The 15,426-nt window shown below is 70.2% G+C and carries 14 protein-coding genes; 12 read left to right on the forward strand and 2 right to left on the reverse strand.

What is annotated here, in order from left to right:
• Window positions 1-57 precede the first annotated feature (57 nt).
• From recG to mutM, 8 genes are all read left to right on the forward strand, one after another.
• On the forward strand, window positions 58-2,286 hold the full coding sequence (recG, locus tag E0500_RS18015; protein WP_131558379.1) for an ATP-dependent DNA helicase RecG: 2,229 nt from the start codon (window positions 58-60) through the stop codon (window positions 2,284-2,286).
• Between the two features lie 13 nt (window positions 2,287-2,299).
• A complete protein-coding gene (rsmD, locus tag E0500_RS18020) occupies window positions 2,300-3,115 on the forward strand; it encodes a 16S rRNA (guanine(966)-N(2))-methyltransferase RsmD (protein ID WP_258572835.1) in 816 nt (271 codons plus the stop codon).
• A 26-nt stretch (window positions 3,116-3,141) separates the two neighbouring features.
• Window positions 3,142-3,621: a pantetheine-phosphate adenylyltransferase gene (gene coaD, locus E0500_RS18025; protein WP_309505229.1), complete on the forward strand. Its 480-nt coding sequence runs from the start codon at window positions 3,142-3,144 to the stop codon at window positions 3,619-3,621.
• Window positions 3,622-3,800: 179 nt separating this feature from the next.
• A complete protein-coding gene (locus tag E0500_RS18030; protein WP_131558385.1) occupies window positions 3,801-4,877 on the forward strand; it encodes an ATP synthase F0 subunit B in 1,077 nt (358 codons plus the stop codon).
• Window positions 4,878-5,004: 127 nt separating this feature from the next.
• Window positions 5,005-5,658 carry a DUF177 domain-containing protein gene (locus E0500_RS18035; protein ID WP_131558387.1) on the forward strand — a complete coding sequence of 218 codons (654 nt, stop codon included), beginning with the start codon at window positions 5,005-5,007 and terminating at the stop codon, window positions 5,656-5,658.
• A 2-nt stretch (window positions 5,659-5,660) separates the two neighbouring features.
• On the forward strand, window positions 5,661-5,834 hold the full coding sequence (gene rpmF, locus E0500_RS18040; protein WP_003951102.1) for a 50S ribosomal protein L32: 174 nt from the start codon (window positions 5,661-5,663) through the stop codon (window positions 5,832-5,834).
• Between the two features lie 19 nt (window positions 5,835-5,853).
• A complete protein-coding gene (gene rnc, locus E0500_RS18045) occupies window positions 5,854-6,657 on the forward strand; it encodes a ribonuclease III (protein ID WP_131558389.1) in 804 nt (267 codons plus the stop codon).
• A gap of 89 nt (window positions 6,658-6,746) precedes the next feature.
• Complete coding sequence (gene mutM, locus E0500_RS18050) at window positions 6,747-7,607, forward strand: bifunctional DNA-formamidopyrimidine glycosylase/DNA-(apurinic or apyrimidinic site) lyase (protein ID WP_131558391.1); 861 nt, start codon at window positions 6,747-6,749, stop codon at window positions 7,605-7,607.
• On the opposite strand, the gene E0500_RS18055 is transcribed toward mutM, so the two are convergent.
• Both E0500_RS18055 and E0500_RS18060 read right to left on the reverse strand, forming a co-directional pair.
• Window positions 7,580-7,960, reverse strand: a complete 381-nt coding sequence (locus E0500_RS18055; protein ID WP_131558393.1) for a helix-turn-helix domain-containing protein — start codon at window positions 7,958-7,960, stop codon at window positions 7,580-7,582. The two genes, mutM and E0500_RS18055, sit on opposite strands and share 28 nt — an antisense overlap.
• Before the next feature lie 94 nt (window positions 7,961-8,054).
• Window positions 8,055-9,014 carry a CAP domain-containing protein gene (locus tag E0500_RS18060; protein WP_131558395.1) on the reverse strand — a complete coding sequence of 320 codons (960 nt, stop codon included), beginning with the start codon at window positions 9,012-9,014 and terminating at the stop codon, window positions 8,055-8,057.
• Between the two features lie 150 nt (window positions 9,015-9,164).
• Between E0500_RS18060 and E0500_RS18065 the strand changes: the two genes are divergently transcribed.
• From E0500_RS18065 to E0500_RS18080, 4 genes are all read left to right on the forward strand, one after another.
• Window positions 9,165-9,446, forward strand: a complete 282-nt coding sequence (locus E0500_RS18065) for an acylphosphatase (RefSeq protein ID WP_131558397.1) — start codon at window positions 9,165-9,167, stop codon at window positions 9,444-9,446.
• A gap of 380 nt (window positions 9,447-9,826) precedes the next feature.
• Window positions 9,827-10,030, forward strand: a complete 204-nt coding sequence (locus E0500_RS18070) for a hypothetical protein (protein ID WP_131558399.1) — start codon at window positions 9,827-9,829, stop codon at window positions 10,028-10,030.
• Window positions 10,031-10,239: 209 nt separating this feature from the next.
• The gene (gene smc / locus E0500_RS18075) at window positions 10,240-13,794 is read left to right on the forward strand and encodes a chromosome segregation protein SMC (RefSeq protein ID WP_131558401.1); all 3,555 of its coding nucleotides are present in this window, start codon (window positions 10,240-10,242) and stop codon (window positions 13,792-13,794) included.
• 213 nt (window positions 13,795-14,007) lie between these two features.
• Complete coding sequence (locus tag E0500_RS18080) at window positions 14,008-15,426, forward strand: sugar porter family MFS transporter (protein ID WP_131558403.1); 1,419 nt, start codon at window positions 14,008-14,010, stop codon at window positions 15,424-15,426.

Genomic DNA, 15,426 nt, shown 5'->3' on the forward strand with positions numbered 1-15,426 from the left:
CCGCCTGACCAGCGGATTTCCAAGACGTATACGGCATTGTCAGTGTCGTGGTGTGCAATGGATCTCGTGCCCGCACTGCAAGAACCCCTGGACCAGCCGTTGAGGTCGGTGCTCGGCCCCGCCACCGCGAAGGTGATGGCCGAGCACCTCGGCCTGCACACCGTCGGAGACCTGCTCCACCACTATCCCCGCAGGTACGAGGAGCGCGGGCAGCTCACCCACCTCGCCGACCTGCCCATGGACGAGCACGTCACGGTGGTCGCCCAGGTCGCCGACGCCCGCCTGCACACGTTCGCCTCGGCGAAGGCCCCGCGCGGCAAGGGCCAGCGCCTCGAAGTGACGATCACGGACGGCAGCGGCCGCCTCCAACTCGTGTTCTTCGGCAACGGCGTGCACAAGCCCCACAAGGAGCTCCTCCCCGGCACCCGCGCCCTGTTCGCCGGCAAGGTCTCGGTCTTCAACCGCCGCCTGCAGCTGGCCCACCCGGCGTACGAGCTGCTGCGCGGCGACACCCCGGACGCGGCGGAGGCCATCGGCAGCTGGGCGGGCGCGCTCATCCCGATCTACCCGGCCACCGCCAAGCTGGAGTCCTGGAAGATCGCCAAGGCCGTCCAGACTGTCCTGCCGAATGCCGGAGAGGCTGTCGACCCGCTGCCGGAGTCGTTGAGGGAGGGGCGAGGGCTCGCATCCCTCCCCGAAGCCCTCCTGAAGATCCACCAGCCGCACAGCAAGGCGGACTTCCACGCCGCCCGCGACCGCCTCAAGTGGGACGAGGCCTTCGTCCTCCAGGTCGCCCTCGCCCGCCGCCGCCACGCCGACGCCCAACTCCCGGCCGTGGCCCGCACGCCCAAGCCGGACGGCCTCCTCACCGCCTTCGACGCCCGCCTCCCCTTCACCCTCACCGACGGCCAGCGGAAGGTCTCCGGGGAGATCTTCGACGACCTCGCCACCGAGCACCCGATGCACCGGCTGCTCCAGGGGGAGGTCGGATCGGGAAAGACGTTGGTGGCCCTCCGCGCCATGCTCGCCGTCGTCGACACGGGCGGCCAGGCCGCCATGCTCGCGCCCACCGAGGTACTCGCCCAGCAGCACCACCGGTCGGTCACGGAGATGATGGGAGAGCTGGCCGAGGGCGGCATGCTGGGCGGTGCCGAGCACGCCACCAAGGTCGTCCTGCTCACCGGCTCCATGGGCGCCGCGGCCCGCCGCCAGGCGTTGCTCGACCTCGCCACGGGGGAGGCGGGGATCGTCATCGGCACGCACGCGCTGATCGAGGACAAGGTGCAGTTCCACGACCTCGGGCTGGTCGTCGTCGACGAGCAGCACCGGTTCGGGGTGGAGCAGCGCGACGCCCTGCGCGGCAAGGGAAAGCAGCCGCCGCACCTGCTCGTCATGACCGCCACCCCCATCCCGCGTACGGTCGCGATGACCGTCTTCGGCGATCTGGAGACCTCCGTCCTCGACCAGCTCCCGGCCGGACGCTCCCCGATCGCGAGCCATGTCGTACCGGCCGCCGACAAACCGCACTTCCTCGCGCGCGCGTGGGAGCGGGTGCGGGAAGAAGTGGGCAACGGACACCAGGCGTACGTCGTCTGCCCCCGCATCGGCGACGAGGAGGACGACGGCAAGAAGGGCAGCGCCAAGAAGTCCCCCGAGGACGAGGCCGAGAAGCGCCCGCCCCTCGCGGTCCTGGACATTGCCGACCAGCTCGCCGCAGGCCCTCTCCAGGGGCTGAGGGTCGAGGTCCTGCACGGACGTATGCAGCCCGACGACAAGGACGCCGTGATGCGGCGCTTCGCGGCGGGCGAGACCGACGTCCTGGTGGCGACCACCGTGATCGAGGTCGGCGTGAACGTGCCGAACGCCACCGCGATGGTGATCATGGACGCCGACCGGTTCGGCGTCTCGCAGCTCCACCAGCTGCGCGGCCGTGTCGGCCGTGGCTCGGCCCCCGGCCTCTGCCTCCTGGTCACCGAGATGCCCGAGGCCAGCGCCGCCCGCCAGCGCCTGAACGCCGTGGCAACCACCCTGGACGGCTTCGAGCTCTCCCGCATCGACCTAGAACAGCGCCGCGAGGGCGATGTCCTCGGCCAGGCCCAGTCCGGCGCCCGCACCTCGCTGCGCATGCTCGCCGTCATCGAGGACGAGGAGATCATCGCGGAGGCCCGGGAGGAGGCCGCGGCGGTCGTCGCCGCGGACCCGGACCTGGAGCACCTTCCCGGGCTGCGCACGGCGCTGGACGCGCTCCTGGACGAGGAGAGGGAGCAGTACCTGGACAAGGGCTGAGGGCAGCGCCCCGATGAGGGCGCGGGGCCGTGCGATATGCGGCTTCGCCGCGCGGGCGTGGGCAACCACCGCGAGGAACCACAAGGAACCCGCAGTAACGAACCCGCAGTCGCCAACGAACCCGCAGTCGCCAACCAGCCCGCAGCCGCCGGCGAACCCGCCGTCGCCCGCGACACGAGGCACCCCCGCCACCCGGCCTGCCAAACTGGACCGTAACCATCCCCACACACAAGGACCCGAGATGACCCGCGTGATCGCTGGCGCAGCCGGCGGACGCCGCCTGGCCGTCCCGCAGGGAACCGGCACCCGCCCCACCTCCGACCGCGCGCGCGAAGGACTCTTCTCCACCTGGCAGGCCCTGCTCGGCGGCCCACTCGACGGCGAGCGCGTCCTCGACCTGTACGCCGGCTCCGGCGCCGTGGGCCTGGAAGCGCTCAGCCGGGGCGCGGGTCACGCCCTGCTCGTCGAGGCCGACGCCCGCGCCGTCCGCACGGTCCGCGGGAACGTGAAGGCACTGGGCCTCCCCGGCGCCGAGGTCAGAGCGGGCAAAGCGGAGCAGATCGTCCACACTCCGGCGCCGCCGACGCCGTACGACATCGTCTTCCTCGACCCCCCGTACGCGGTCACGGACGACGATCTTCGCGAGATTCTGCTCACACTCCGCACCGGGGGCTGGCTCGTTGCCGAGGCCCTCGTCACCGTGGAGCGCAGCACCAGAGGCGGTGAATTCCTCTGGCCCGACGGCTTCGAGGCGATCCGGGCCCGTCGCTACGGCGAAGGAACGCTTTGGTACGGTCGCGCCGCCTCTATGTGCGAAGACGCACGATGACCGGATCAGAGAGCGAGGGACCCAAGTTGCGCCGCGCCGTCTGTCCCGGGTCGTTCGACCCCATCACCAACGGACACCTCGACATCATCGCCCGCGCCTCCAAGCTGTACGACGTCGTACACGTCGCCGTGATGATCAACAAGTCCAAGCAGGGCCTGTTCACCGTGGACGAGCGGATCGACCTGATCCGCCAAGTCACCGCCGAGTACGGAAACGTCGAGGTCGAGGCCTTCCACGGCCTCCTCGTCGACTTCTGCAAGGAGCGCGACATCCCCGCCATCGTCAAGGGGCTGCGCGCGGTCAGCGACTTCGACTACGAGTTGCAGATGGCCCAGATGAACAACGGCCTCTCGGGCGTGGAGACCCTCTTCGTGCCCACCAACCCCACCTACAGCTTCCTGTCGTCCTCCCTGGTCAAGGAGGTGGCGGCCTGGGGCGGCGACGTCTCGCACCTGGTGCCGCCGGTGGTCCTGGAGGCACTTCACAAGCGCCTCGGGAAGGACTGAGCGCAGAACCGAGCACAGGACCGGGCGCAGGACGGAGCACAGGACCGAGCACCGTCTGTGGCGGACACCTCGACCCCGCGTGACCTGACAGCCCGTCACCCGGTGTCGGGTGGGGCGCGAGTGGCCGTACAGTCGAACCGTCCGTCTCCAACAACGCTGTAGAGAGTGGCGAGCACACGGTGGACGTGCAGAAGAAGCTCGACGAGATCGTCGCCGCGGTCTCCAGTGCCAGGGCCATGCCCATGTCGGCCTCGTGCGTGGTCAACCGCGCCGACCTGCTCTCGATGCTCGACGAGCTGCGCGAGGCCCTGCCCGGCTCCCTCGCCCAGGCCCAGGAACTGATCGGCGACCGTGAGCAGATGGTCGAGCGGGCCCGGCAGGAGGCCGAGCGGATCATCGAGACCGCGCACGCCGAGCGCGGCACCCTGATCTCCGACACCGAGGTCGCCCGCCGCTCCCAGAACGAGGGCGACCGCATCCTCGCCGAGGCCCGCCAGGAGGCCGAGGAGGTCCGCGCGGAGGCCGACGACTACGTCGACTCCAAGCTCGCCAACTTCGAGGTCGTCCTCACCAAGACCCTCGGTTCCGTCGGCCGCGGCCGTGAGAAGCTCCTCGGCACCGGCCCAGGCACCGATGAGAACGGTTACCAGGACGAGGACGCCCCCGAGCGCAGCCACGACCCCGAGACCCTGCGCAAGGACGCGGACGCGTACGTGGACGCCAAACTGGGGGCCTTCGAGGCGGTCCTCGCCAAGACCCTGGAGGCCGTCGGCCGCGGCCGCGAGAAGCTGCACGGCCGCATCGCCAGCGACGACCTCGGCGCCCTCGCCCTGAACGACGACGGCACACCGGTGCAGCACACCAGCGACGCCGACTACCTCGCCGACCTGGCCGCGCTGGCGGGCACCGCAGAGCCCGCCGCCCGGACCCCCGAGATCCCCGCCCAGCCCCAGTACGCCCAGCAGGACGCCTACGCGTACCAGCAGCAGGACCAGTACGGCTACCAGCAGCAGTACGCCCAGCAGGCCGATCCGTACGGCTACCAGCAGGCAGATCCGTACGCCGCCTACCCGCCCCAGCCCGGGTACGACCCGTCCCAGGGGCAGCATGGCCAGCAGGGACATCAGGGGCACCAGGGGCACCAGGATCAACAGGGATACACCCAGCCCCAGCCGAACACCCTCGAGGAGACAAGTCTCTTCGACACCACCATGATCAGCGCGGAGCAGCTGCGCCGCTACGAGCAGGGTCGCTGACAGCGGATTGGGCCCTGAGCGAAAGGTCCAGTATCCTGGCTCTTCGGTCGCGCCTACGCCGCGATCAGACCTGCCCGGAACACCGCAGGGCAGCGTCTCCCCCGAGTTTCGAAGACCGAAAGCAGAAATGGCCCTGAACGCCCGCCTCGACCACCGCAACCCCTTCGTGTTCGACACGCACGAGCTGGGGCGTCGGCCGGGTGCGCTGCAGCGCCTGACCCGCACGGTCGACGCTCCCAAGGACTTCGGTATTCAGGGGGTCATCGGAGTGCCGGAAGGCGCCCCGGTGGAGCTCGAACTCCGCCTGGAGTCGGTCATGGAGGGGGTGCTCGTCACGGGCACCGCCGGTGCACAGGCCAAGGGGGAGTGCGTAAGGTGTCTGGAGCCGCTGGAGCTGACGCTCGAAGCGGAGTTCCAGGAGATGTTCTCGTACCCCGACGCCGATGAGCGGGGCCGCGTGATCGCGGAGCCCGACACCGACGCCGAGGACGACGAGGACAGGCTCTTCATCGAGGACGGCCTGTTCGACCTCGAACCGGTGCTGCGTGACGCGGTGGTGCTTGCCCTGCCGATGCAGCCGGTGTGCCAGGACGACTGCCCCGGCCTGTGCTCCGAGTGCGGAGCCAGGCTCGCGGACGACCCTGACCACCACCACGACGCCGTCGACATCCGTTGGGCGGCACTGCAGGGACTCGCCGGCACCATGAAGGACGGCGAGAAGGACGAGATGAGCGGCGGCGCGCCTCGATCAGCACGCGCCGACGAGAAGCAGGAGAAGTAGCCGTGGCTGTTCCGAAGCGGAAGATGTCGCGCAGCAACACGCGCCACCGCCGGTCGCAGTGGAAGGCTGCGGTCCCCACCCTGGTTGCGTGCGAGCGCTGCCACGAGCCCAAGCAGCAGCACATCGCGTGCCCGTCATGCGGCACCTACAACAAGCGCCAGGTCCTCGAAGTCTGAACGGCCGGTGAGAGGTCTGATGTCTGACGCCAAGGCGGATTCGAACGCCAGGAAGAAGACGGACAACACAGCCTCGTCCCACACGCTTCTGGAAGGGCGGCTCGGTTACAAGCTCGAGTCCGCCCTTCTGGTGCGTGCGCTGACCCACCGTTCCTACGCGTACGAGAACGGCGGTCTGCCCACCAACGAGCGCCTGGAGTTCCTCGGGGACTCCGTGCTCGGCCTGGTGGTCACGGACACGCTGTACCGCACCCACCCCGACCTGCCCGAGGGCCAACTGGCCAAGCTGCGGGCCGCGGTGGTCAACTCGCGTGCGCTGGCGGAGGTGGGCCGCGGCCTCGACCTCGGCTCCTTCATCCGGCTCGGCCGGGGTGAAGAGGGCACGGGCGGCCGGGACAAGGCGTCCATCCTCGCCGACACCCTTGAAGCGGTGATCGGCGCGGTGTACCTCGACCAGGGGCTCGACTCGGCGGCGGAGCTGGTGCACCGCCTGTTCGACCCGTTGATCGAGAAGTCCTCGAATCTCGGAGCCGGCCTGGACTGGAAGACCAGTCTCCAGGAGCTCACCGCGACCGAGGGGCTCGGCGTGCCCGAGTACCTGGTCACGGAGACCGGCCCCGACCACGAGAAGACCTTTACTGCTGCCGCCCGCGTCGGAGGCGTCTCGTACGGCACCGGCACCGGCCGCAGCAAGAAGGAAGCGGAGCAGCAGGCGGCGGAGTCCGCCTGGCGTGCGATCCGCTCCGCGGCGGACGAGCGAGCCAAGGCGGCCCAGGAGGCCGCAGAGCGCGACGGGGAGCATCCCGACGCCGAGTCCGCCTGAATGTTCGCTCCCGAGCGCCCGTCCCTCCCCGGGGGCGGGCGCTCGGCCCGTACGGGGAAAGGCCCGTAGGGGAGACACGGGGGAGTCCCATGCCCGAGTTGCCCGAGGTCGAGGTCGTACGGCGCGGACTGGACCGCTGGGTGGCCCCCCGCACCGTGGCCGACGTCGAGGTCCTGCACCCGCGTGCGATACGCCGCCACCTCGCCGGGCCCGAGGACTTCGCCCAGCGCCTCAAGGGCCACCGGATGGGCGAGCCCGGCCGCCGCGGCAAGTACCTGTGGCTGCCGGTCGAGGACACCGGTACGGCCGTCCTCGCGCACCTCGGCATGAGCGGCCAGCTCCTCGTCCAGCCGCACGAAGCGCCCGACGAGAAGCACCTCCGTATCCGCGTGCGCTTCACGGACGCCCTCGACACGGAACTCCGTTTCGTCGACCAACGCACGTTCGGCGGCCTCTCGTTGCACGACACCACGCCCGACGGGCTGCCGGACGTCATCGCGCACATCGCACGCGACCCCCTCGACCCGCTCTTCGACGACGAGGCGTTCCACCGGGCACTGCGTCGCAAGCGCACGACCATCAAACGGGCTCTGCTCGACCAGTCGTTGATCAGCGGCGTCGGCAACATCTACGCGGACGAGGCGCTGTGGCGCGCACGGATCCACTACGAGCGCCCCACGGCGGGGTTCACGCGCCCGCGCACCTTCGAACTCCTGGGCCACGTCCGGGACGTGATGAACGCGGCCCTCGCCGTGGGCGGCACCAGCTTCGACAGCCTGTATGTCAACGTCAACGGAGAGTCGGGCTACTTCGACCGCTCACTCGACGCGTACGGGCGTGAGGGTCTGCCGTGCCGGCGCTGTGCCACACCGATGCGGCGGCGGGCCTGGATGAACCGCTCCAGTTACTTCTGCCCGCGCTGTCAGCGGGCGCCGCGGACCTCGTCGTAACGCTCCCGCGCCTGCAGCACGTCCTCCATGCGGCCCTCCACACAGTGGATGAGGGCCAGCAGACGCTCGGAGACCTCACGGCCCAGAGGAGTGAGCGTGTAGTCGACGCGCGGCGGATTGGTGGGCTGCGCCTCACGGTGGACCAGCCCGTCGCGCTCCAGGGCGTGCAGGGTCTGCGAGAGCATCTTCTCGCTGACCCCGTCGACCCGGCGCCGCAGCTCGTTGAACCGCAGCGAGCCCTCGTGCAGCGCCCCCAGTGTCAGCGCACCCCAGCGCCCCGTCACATGCTCCAGGGTTCCCCTGGAGGGACAGTTCTTCGCGAACACGTCGAAGGGCAGCGCGTCGAGTTCCATACGCCGAGAGTACGGCGAGACAGCGCTAACCACCAGGTTGCACTAACTTCCGGTTAGCGCTGTGGAGCCGGGAGCCGGGAGCCGGGTGAAACTCCTAGTACCCGAAGTCCTGAGTCCACCAGGGCCCGCCGGACCCCAGATTCACACCCACACCCAGCGTCTTGAAGTCACAGTTCAGGATGTTCGCCCGGTGACCGGGGCTGTTCATCCACGCTTCCATGACGGCCGCAGCGGTCGCCTGCCCGCGGGCTATGTTCTCCGCGCCCAGGTCGGTGATGCCCAGAGCCGTCGCCCGGTCCCAGGGGCTCTTCCCGTCGGGGTCGGTGTGCTCGAAGAAGCCGCGCTTGGCCATGTCCTGGCTGAACGCGGAGGCCAGGTCCGACAGCGCGCTGTTCGCGGACACCGGGCTGCACCCGGCCTTCTGCCGTTCCTCGTTGACCAGGCGGAGCACCTCCGCCTCGGCCTTGGTCTCCGCGGAGACCTTCACCGGGGCCTGCTTCTCGGGCTTCTCCGTGGCCTTGCCGGCGGGCTCCTTGGTCTTCTCCGGCTTTTCCGGCTTGGGCGCCTTGGAGGAGGGCTTCTTGGAGGGCGTCTTCGGCTGCGTGGCCGTCTCCGACGGGGGTGGGGAGGGTGAGGCCGCCTCGCGCTGGGAGTCGCGGCTCGTGGACTCCTCGGCACGGTTCGCGGGGCCGTCCGTACCGCCCTGCTGGGTCTCGAAGCTCGTCGGCGTGCCCGCCGGAGTGACGGTGTCGGCGCTGCCGCCGCCGCTGACGGCGTACTTGTCGCCGCCCGGCAGTACCCCGGCGGCCACCGCGGCGGTGCCGATGGCGACGGCCGCGGACACGCCCAGCAGGCCGGTCTTCACCGGTGTCACGACGCTCTTCTGCTTGCGGTGCGAACGTCGTCCGTGCGGCGTCTCGGTCTCAAGGACGGCGGCGAAGCCGTACAGGTTCTCAGGTCCGTAGCGCTCGGTGATCGCGTCCTCTGTGTGCGTAACCCCCGTGGCGCGGCCCCTGGCGGCGCGGCCGGCGGCGGAGCGTCGGTGGCGTCCCATGTCCTGGCCTTCCTCGACCTTGCGGTCACTCTCTTCACTGAACTCACACGAACGAGTGAGTTTCATATGAGATTCGTTGGACCGGGACGCTACAGCATGGCACCGGGGGACGGTGAGACCTGAGAGACATTGGCCCGTTAGCGTGCGGGCATGAGCGAGGATGTACGGCTGATCGCCTGGGTGCGCGGACACGTCCAAGGTGTGGGTTTCCGCTGGTTCACCCGGGCCAAGGCCCTGGAGATCGGCGGCCTGAGTGGTTTTGCTCTCAATCTGGCGGACGGGCGGGTCCAAGTGGTCGCTGAGGGTCCGCACGAGGGCTGCCAAGGGCTGCTGGAGTGGCTTCAGGGCAACGACACGCCCGGGCGTGTGGACGGTGTGACAGAGATCTGGGACACACCTCGCGGGGGGTACGACGGCTTTGAGGTCCGGTGACCCGGAGGCGTGGAACCGGCCGTCCGAAGCGGCCGGAAAATGCCGTTGGCACCCGCCCGAAGGGGAAATCACCAGGTGGTTGCCAAGAATCGCTTGCCGTGGCAGGCTCCGCGGTAAAGGATGATCTCCTCGCCCCCCGAGGTCCCGCAGGAGCCGCAGCGCCGCCCGTCCGGGCCGCGCGCCCCCGGGTCACCCGCCGATGCGGGGCGTGATCGTGTTGACCGTCAAACTTTTTGGTGAGACGCTGAAAGCCCCGCGCACCTTAGCTGTTTGGCATGGATGAACGGCAGCAAAACTCCACAGTGCCAAGCACTCCGGGTGCGATTCCCTCACGACCCACACCGCTTCGGTCGGTCACTCAGTGTGGAGGACCATCCATCATGGCAAAGGCGCTTCTCGGTTACGTCGGCGGCTCCGACCCGCGACTCCTCGCCGAGATGCGACGGCTCCAGCAGCGTGTCCAGGACCTGGAATCCGAGCTCGTACGAATCCAGGCGGAGAACGACGCGCTGACGGCTGCCGCTTCTCACGACTCGCTTATCGAGAGCATCGACGCACACCAGGCGGAGCCTGCGCTCACCTGATCACTGCATCGCCGGGCGTCAGCAGTGGTTGGGCGGCTCGTATCAACCGCTAAGTTGTCAGATCTGCAAGGGGCGCCCTCTCGGCGTCCCTTCCTTCTTGCCCCCGAGCCCCTCCTCACCCTCTTTAACGTTGGGTGTGCCCTGCGCGTTCACCGGTGAAACCGCGCGTTCATGGAGTGAGACCTGGCCGGAAGGTAGAGTCCGGCGGCGTGCACCTCAAGGCCCTGACCCTCCGTGGGTTCAAATCGTTCGCCTCGGCGACCACGCTGCGGTTCGAGCCGGGCATCACGTGTGTCGTGGGTCCGAACGGCTCGGGCAAGTCCAACGTCGTGGACGCGCTGAGCTGGGTCATGGGCGAGCAGGGCGCGAAGTCGCTGCGCGGCGGCAAGATGGAGGACGTCATCTTCGCCGGCACCACCGGGCGCCCCCCGCTGGGCCGCGCTGAGGTGTCCCTGACCATCGACAACACCGACGGGGCCCTGCCCATCGAGTACGCCGAGGTCACGATCACGCGGATCATGTTCCGCAACGGGGGCAGCGAGTACCAGATCAACGGCGACACCTGCCGCCTCCTGGACATCCAGGACCTGCTCTCCGACTCCGGCATCGGCCGCGAGATGCACGTCATCGTCGGCCAGGGCCAGCTCGACTCGGTCCTGCACGCCGACCCCATGGGCCGCCGCGCCTTCATCGAGGAAGCGGCCGGCGTCCTCAAGCACCGCAAGCGCAAGGAGAAGGCGCTGCGGAAACTGGACGCGATGCAGGCGAACCTGGCCCGCGTCCAGGACCTGACGGACGAGCTGCGGCGCCAGCTCAAGCCCCTCGGCCGCCAGGCCGCCGTCGCCCGCCGGGCCGCCGTGATCCAGGCCGACCTCCGCGACGCCCGCCTGCGCCTGCTCGCCGACGATCTCGTACGGCTCCGCCGGGCGCTCCAGGCCGAGGTCGCCGACGAGGCCGCGCTGAAGCGGCGCAAGGAGGCCGCCGAGGTCGAGCTGAAGAAGGCGCTCCAGCGGGAGGGGCTGCTGGAGGACGAGGTACGACAGCTCGCGCCGCGCCTGACGCGCGCCCAGCAGACCTGGTACGAGCTGTCGCAGCTCGCCGAGCGGGTGCGTGGCACGGTCTCGCTGGCCGACGCCCGAGTCAAGAGCGCCACGTCCACGCCTCCCGAGGAGCGGCGCGGACGCGACCCCGAGGACATGGAGCGCGAGGCCGCCCGGGTCCGCGAGCAGGAGGCCGAGCTCGAAGCGGCCCTGGAGGCCGCCGAGCGCGCCCTGGAGGACACGGTCGCCCACCGGGCCGAACTCGAACGCGAGCTGTCCGTCGAGGAACGCCGGCTGAAGGACGTCGCCCGCGCCATCGCCGACCGCCGCGAGGGCCTGGCTCGCCTGGGAGGTCAGGTCAACGCGGCCCGTTCCCGCGCGGCCTCCGCCCAGGCCGAGATCGACCGCCTCGCCGCCGCCCGCGACGAGGCGCGGGAACGTGCCGGCGCCGCCCAGGAGGAGTACGAGACCCTGAAGGCCGAGGTCGACGGCCTCGACGCCGACGACGCCGATCTCGCCGAGCGGCACGACGCGGCCAAGCAGGCGCTGGCCGAGGCGGAAGCGGCCCTGACGGCGGCCCGCGAGGCGGCCACGGCGGCCGAGCGCAAGCGGGCCGCGACCCAGGCCCGCCACGAGGCCCTGGCCCTCGGCCTGCGTCGCAAGGACGGCACGGGCGCGCTGCTGACCGCGAAGGATCGTATCGGCGGACTCCTGGGACCGGCGGCCGAGCTGCTGACGGTGACCCCGGGCTACGAGGTCCCGCTGGCCGCTGCCTTCGGCGCCGCCGCCGACGCCGTCGCGGTCACCACCCAGGCCTCCGCGGCCGACGCCATCCGTCTGCTCCGCAAGCAGGACGCCGGGCGGGCGGCACTGCTCGTGAGCGGCGCCCCCGAGGACGCAGCGGCCGGGGAGCGGACGGACGGCCCGCTGTTCGCCGCCGACCTGGTCCGAGGGCCCTCCGAACTCATGCCTGCCGTACGGCGGTTGCTGCACGGCATCGTTGTCGTCGGCACCCTTGAGGACGCCGAGGACCTCGTCTACGCACGGCCCGGCCTGACCGCCGTCACCGCCGAGGGCGACCTGCTCGGCGCGCACTTCGCGAGCGGCGGCTCCGCCGGAGCCCCCAGCCTGCTCGAAGTGCAGGCGTCCGTCGACGAGGCGGCGGCCGAGCTCGAAGAACTCGCCGTACGGTGCGAGGAGTTGACCGAGGCCCAGCAGCAGGCCACGCAGCAGCGCAGAGAACGGGCCGCGCTCGTCGAGGAGTTGGGGGAGCGGCGGCGGGCGGCCGAGCGGGAGAAGTCGGCCGTGGCGCAGCAGCTCGGACGGCTCGCCGGGCAGGCCCGCGGTGCCGCCGGGGAGGCCGAGCGCAGCACCGCCGCGGCCGCCCGGGCCCAGGAGGCGCTCGACAGGGCCGTACAGGAGGCCGAGGAACTCGCCGAACGGCTCGCCGTCGCCGAGGAGATGCCGGTCGAGGAGGAGCCCGACACCTCGGTACGGGACCGGCTCGCCGCCGACGGTGCCAACGCACGGCAGACCGAGATGGAGGCCCGGCTCCAGGTGCGCACCCACGAAGAGCGCGTCAAGGGGCTCGCGGGGCGCGCCGACTCGCTGGACCGGGCCGCGCGCGCCGAGCGTGAGGCGCGGGCGCGCGCCGAACAGCGCAGGGCACGGCTGCGCCACGAGGCGGCCGTGGCCGGGGCCGTCGCCTCCGGTGCGCGGCAGCTGCTCGCCCACGTCGAGGTCTCCCTCGTCCGCGCCGAGGAGGAACGCACCGTTGCTGAGGCCGCGAAGGCGCGCCGGGAGCAGGAGCTCGCCCGGGCCCGGGGCGAGGGCCGCGACCTCAAGTCCGAACTCGACAAACTGACCGACTCGGTCCACCGCGGCGAGGTGCTCGGCGCGGAGAAGCGGATGCGGATCGAGCAGCTGGAGACCAAGGCGCTGGAGGAGCTGGGCGTGGAGCCGGCGGGTCTGACCGCCGACTACGGCCCCGACCAGCTCGTACCGCCCTCGCCGCCCGCCGAGGGCGAGCAGCTTCCCGAGGACCCCGAGCACCCGCGCAACCAGCCGAGGACCTTCGTCCGCGCGGAGCAGGAGAAGCGGCTCAAGGCGGCCGAGCGGGCGTACCAGCAGCTGGGCAAGGTCAATCCGCTCGCCCTGGAGGAGTTCGCCGCGCTGGAGGAACGTCACAAGTTCCTCAGCGAGCAGCTGGAGGACCTGAAGAAGACCCGCGCCGACCTCCTCCAGGTGGTGAAGGAGGTCGACGAGCGTGTCGAACAGGTCTTCACCGAGGCGTACCGGGACACGGCCCGGGAGTTCGAGGGTGTGTTCAGCCGGCTGTTCCCCGGTGGAGACGGCCGGCTCGTCCTGACCGACCCCGACAACATGCTCACCACGGGTGTCGATGTCGAGGCACGGCCCCCGGGCAAGAAGGTCAAGCGGCTCAGCCTGCTCTCCGGTGGCGAGCGGTCACTGACCGCCGTCGCCCTGCTCGTATCGATCTTCAAGGCGCGGCCCAGCCCGTTCTATGTGATGGACGAGGTGGAGGCGGCCCTCGACGACACCAACCTCCAGCGGCTGATCCGCATCATGCAGGAGCTCCAGGAGGCCTCCCAGCTGATCGTGATCACCCACCAGAAGCGGACGATGGAGGTCGCCGACGCGCTGTACGGCGTGTCCATGCAGGGGGACGGGGTGTCGAAGGTGATCAGTCAGCGGCTTCGCTGATGCTCCCTTCTTTCAAGAGTTGAACACGTCACTCTCGCCCGCGGAACAAAGTCCAGGTTCACCCCGCTGTTGACTTCGAAACATGAAGGCATAGTCTCTGCAGCGTTGTTTTCACCTTCAGATGGCCGGTCGCATGGCCATGCCATTGGTATGACCATCTGAAAAGGGGCTTGTTCCAGGCCGGCAGCGTTGTCGGCGGCATGAGGAGTACACGTGACCAGCACAGCGCAGGCATCCAGATCAGGAGCCCGGGGCGCACACCCCGAGCATCTCGCCCACGTCGTCTTCATCGCGGCGGCGGCCGCGATGGGCGGCTTCCTCTTCGGCTACGACAGTGCCGTGATCAACGGCGCCGTCGAGGCCGTCCGGGACCGCTACGACATCGGCTCCGCGGCGCTGGCACAGGTCATCGCCATCGCGCTGATCGGCTGTGCCGTCGGCGCCGCCACCGCGGGCCGCACCGCCGACCGCATCGGCCGCATCCGGTCCATGCAGATCGCGGCCGTGCTGTTCACCATCAGCGCGGTCGGCTCGGCGCTCCCCTTCGCCCTCTGGGACCTCGCTCTCTGGCGCGTCGTCGGCGGCTTCGCCATCGGCATGGCCTCGGTGATCGGCCCCGCCTACATCGCCGAGGTCGCGCCCGCCGCGTACCGCGGCCGCCTCGGCTCCTTCCAGCAGGCCGCGATCGTCGTCGGCATCGCCGTCTCCCAGCTGGTCAACTGGGGCATCCTCAACGCCGCGGGCGGCGACCAGCGCGGCAAGCTGCTGGGCCTTGAGGCCTGGCAGGTCATGCTCGGAGTGATGGTCGTCCCCGCCGTCCTGTACGGCCTGCTGTCCTTCGCGATCCCCGAGTCCCCGCGGTTCCTGATCTCCGCAGGCAAGGAAGCGCGCGCCCGTGAGGTGCTCGCCGAGATCGAAGACGAGGACGTCGACCTGGACGCCCGGGTCGCCGAGATCGAGCTCGCCATGAAGAGCGAGCACAAGTCGGCGTTCAAGGACCTGCTCGGCGGCGGCTTCCTCTTCAAGCCGATCGTCTGGATCGGCATCGGCCTCTCGGTCTTCCAGCAGTTCGTCGGCATCAACGTCGCGTTCTACTACTCCTCGACGCTGTGGCAGTCCGTCGGCGTCGACCCGACCGAGTCGTTCTTCTACTCCTTCACGACGTCGATCATCAACATCCTCGGCACCGTGATCGCCATGATCTTCGTGGACCGGACAGGCCGCCGCCCGCTCGCCGTCATCGGCTCCGTCGGCATGGTCGTCGGCCTCGCACTGGAGGCCTGGGCGTTCAGCTACGACCTCGTCGACGGCAGGCTCCCGGCCGCCCAGGGCTGGATCGCCCTGATCGCCGCCCATGTGTTCGTGCTCTTCTTCGCCCTCTCCTGGGGCGTGGTCGTCTGGGTCATGCTCGGCGAGATGTTCCCGAACAAGCTCCGCGCCGCCGCCCTGGGCGTGGCCGCCTCCGCTCAGTGGATCGCCAACTGGGCCATCACCGCGAGCTTCCCGTCCCTGGCCGACTGGAACCTCTCCGTGACGTACGTGATCTACGCGGTCTTCGCCGCGCTCTCCGTCCCCTTCGTGCTGAGGTTCGTGAAGGAGACCAAGGGCAAGACGCTGGAGGAGATGGGGTAA

This window comes from Streptomyces sp. KM273126, from assembly GCF_004337435.2.
Taxonomy (GTDB): Bacteria; Actinomycetota; Actinomycetes; order Streptomycetales; family Streptomycetaceae; genus Streptomyces; species Streptomyces acidicola.

What these genes read in the sequence shown, in the direction of transcription:
- recG (WP_131558379.1), top strand. Translation starts at nt 58, where the DNA reads ATGGATCTCGTGCCCGCACTGCAAGAACCCCTGGACCAGCCGTTGAGG.
- rsmD (WP_258572835.1), top strand. Translation starts at nt 2,300, where the DNA reads ATGAGGGCGCGGGGCCGTGCGATATGCGGCTTCGCCGCGCGGGCGTGG.
- E0500_RS18035 (WP_131558387.1), top strand. Translation starts at nt 5,005, where the DNA reads ATGGCCCTGAACGCCCGCCTCGACCACCGCAACCCCTTCGTGTTCGAC.
- rnc (WP_131558389.1), top strand. Translation starts at nt 5,854, where the DNA reads ATGTCTGACGCCAAGGCGGATTCGAACGCCAGGAAGAAGACGGACAAC.
- mutM (WP_131558391.1), top strand. Translation starts at nt 6,747, where the DNA reads ATGCCCGAGTTGCCCGAGGTCGAGGTCGTACGGCGCGGACTGGACCGC.
- E0500_RS18055 (WP_131558393.1), bottom strand. Translation starts at nt 7,960, where the DNA reads ATGGAACTCGACGCGCTGCCCTTCGACGTGTTCGCGAAGAACTGTCCC.
- E0500_RS18060 (WP_131558395.1), bottom strand. Translation starts at nt 9,014, where the DNA reads ATGGGACGCCACCGACGCTCCGCCGCCGGCCGCGCCGCCAGGGGCCGC.
- E0500_RS18065 (WP_131558397.1), top strand. Translation starts at nt 9,165, where the DNA reads ATGAGCGAGGATGTACGGCTGATCGCCTGGGTGCGCGGACACGTCCAA.
- E0500_RS18070 (WP_131558399.1), top strand. Translation starts at nt 9,827, where the DNA reads ATGGCAAAGGCGCTTCTCGGTTACGTCGGCGGCTCCGACCCGCGACTC.